Annotated in this window: 1 protein-coding gene; it reads left to right on the top strand. The window is 66.5% G+C overall.

The window, feature by feature from the left end; translation table 11 throughout:
• The coding region (gene dnaE, locus STRIP9103_RS19575; protein ID WP_048820595.1) for a DNA polymerase III subunit alpha at nucleotides 1-2,734 on the top strand (2,734 nt) is incomplete at its 5' end.
• Between the last annotated feature and the right edge of the window lie 70 nt (nucleotides 2,735-2,804).

The raw sequence follows: 2,804 nt of genomic DNA, 5'->3' as shown, positions 1-2,804 counted from the left end.
CATCGACTCCTCGGACGCCTGGCAGGAAGGCTGCGCCAACACGCTCCTCGTCGCCGAGATGGTCGACACCGCCGGGATGTTCGAGAAGCGCGACCTGATGCCCAAGTTCGACATCCCCGAGGGCTACACCGAGGTCAGCTGGTTCCGCGAGGAGACCATGCGCGGCATGCACCGCCGCTTCCCGGACGGCATCCCGGACGACCGCATGAAGCAGGTCGAGTACGAGATGGACACCATCATCTCGATGGGCTTCCCGGGCTACTTCCTCGTGGTCGCCGACTTCATCATGTGGGCCAAGAAGCAGGGCATCGCGGTCGGCCCCGGCCGAGGCTCCGCGGCCGGCTCGATCGTCGCCTACGCCCTCGGCATCACCGACCTCGACCCCATCCCGCACGGTCTGATCTTCGAGCGGTTCCTCAACCCCGAGCGCATCTCCATGCCCGATGTCGACATCGACTTCGACGAGCGCCGGCGCGTCGAGGTGATCCGCTACGTGACGGAGAAGTACGGCGCCGACAAGGTCGCCATGATCGGCACCTACGGCACCATCAAGGCCAAGAACGCCATCAAGGACTCCGCGCGCGTGCTGGGCTACCCGTACGCGATGGGCGACCGCATCACCAAGGCGATGCCCGCCGACGTCCTCGGCAAGGGCATCCCGCTCTCCGGCATCACCGACCCCAGCCACCCCCGGTACTCGGAGGCGGGCGAGGTCCGCGGGATGTACGAGAACGAACCGGACGTGAAGAAGGTCATCGACACCGCGCGCGGTGTGGAGGGCCTGGTGAGGCAGATGGGTGTGCACGCCGCCGGCGTGATCATGTCCAGCGAGACCATCACCGAGCACGTCCCCGTCTGGGTCAGGCACACCGACGGCGTGACCATCACCCAGTGGGACTACCCGAGCTGTGAGTCGCTCGGCCTGCTGAAGATGGACTTCCTGGGCCTGCGCAACCTGACGATCATGGACGACGCCGTCAAGATGGTGAAGTCCAACAAGGGGATCGACATCGATCTCCTCAGCCTCCCGCTGGACGACCCCACGACCTTCGAACTGCTCCAGCGAGGCGACACCCTCGGCGTCTTCCAGTTCGACGGCGGCCCCATGCGCTCGCTGCTGCGTCTGATGAAGCCGGACAACTTCGAAGACATCTCCGCCGTGTCGGCCCTCTACCGCCCGGGCCCGATGGGCATGAACTCCCACACGAACTACGCCCTGCGCAAGAACGGGCAACAGGAGATCACGCCGATCCACCCGGAGCTGGAGGCGCCGCTCAAGGAGGTCCTGGACGTCACCTACGGTCTGATCGTCTATCAGGAGCAGGTGCAGAAGGCCGCCCAGATCATCGCCGGTTACTCGCTCGGCGAGGCCGACATCCTCCGCCGCGTCATGGGTAAGAAGAAGCCCGACGAACTGGCGAAGAACTTCACCATCTTCCAGGCCGGCGCCCAGAAGAACGGCTACAGCGACGAGGCCATCCAGGCCCTGTGGGACGTGCTGGTCCCCTTCGCCGGCTACGCGTTCAACAAGGCACACTCCGCCGCCTACGGCCTGGTCTCCTACTGGACCGCCTACCTCAAGGCGAACCACCCCGCCGAGTACATGGCGGCGCTGCTCACCTCGGTCAAGGACGACAAGGACAAGTCGGCGATCTACCTCAACGAGTGCCGCCGCATGCGCATCAAGGTGCTCCCGCCGAACGTCAACGAGTCGGTGCACAACTTCGCCGCCCAGGGCGACGACGTGATCCTCTTCGGCCTGGAGGCCGTGCGCAACGTCGGCACCAACGTGGTCGACTCGATCATCCGGTCCCGCAAGGCCAAGGGGAAGTACGCCTCCTTCCCGGACTACCTCGACAAGGTCGAGGCGGTGGCCTGCAACAAGCGGACCACGGAATCGCTGATCAAGGCCGGCGCCTTCGACACCCTGGGGCACACCCGCAAGGGCCTCACCGCCCAGTTCGAGCCGATGATCGACAACGTGGTGGCGGTCAAGCGCAAGGAGGCCGAGGGCCAGTTCGACCTCTTCGGCGGCATGGGTGAGGAGGAGACCAACGAGCCCGGTTTCGGACTCGACGTGCAGTTCACCGACGACGAATGGGACAAGGCCTATCTCCTCGCCCAGGAGCGGGAGATGCTCGGTCTGTACGTCTCCGACCACCCGCTCTTCGGCCTGGAGCACGTACTGGCCGACAAGGCCGACGCGGGCATCGCCCAGCTCACCGGCGGCGAGCACGCGGACGGCGCGGTCGTCACCATCGGCGGCATCATCTCCGGCCTCCAGCGCAAGATGACCAAGCAGGGCAACGCCTGGGCCATCGCCACCGTGGAGGACCTCGCAGGTTCCATCGAGTGCATGTTCTTCCCGGCGACCTACCAGCTCGTGTCGACCCAGCTCGTCGAGGACGCCGTCGTCTTCGTCAAGGGCCGCCTCGACAAGCGTGAGGACGTACCGCGGTTGGTCGCCATGGAGCTCCAGGTCCCCGACCTGTCCAACGCGGGCACCAACGCGCCCGTGATCCTCACGATCCCCGCCACCAGGGTCACCCCGCCCATGGTCAGCCGGCTCGGCGAGATCCTCACCCACCACAAGGGCGACAGTGAGGTCCGCATCAGGCTCCAGGGCCCGACCAAGACGACGGTGCTGCGCCTCGACCGCCACCGGGTGAAGCCGGACCCGGCGCTCTTCGGCGACCTCAAGGTGCTGCTCGGCCCGTCCTGTCTGGCGGGCTAGCCACTCCCATCGCGGGCAGCGGGCCCTCCCTGGGTCAGTGGGGCCCTCAGGGGAGTGAGCCGCGCGAGGG

The sequence above is a fragment of the Streptomyces ipomoeae 91-03 genome (assembly GCF_000317595.1).
GTDB classification, from domain to species: domain Bacteria; phylum Actinomycetota; class Actinomycetes; order Streptomycetales; family Streptomycetaceae; genus Streptomyces; species Streptomyces ipomoeae.
Note: the sequence above shows the minus strand (reverse complement) of the source record. Positions and strands in the feature narration are given on the sequence as shown.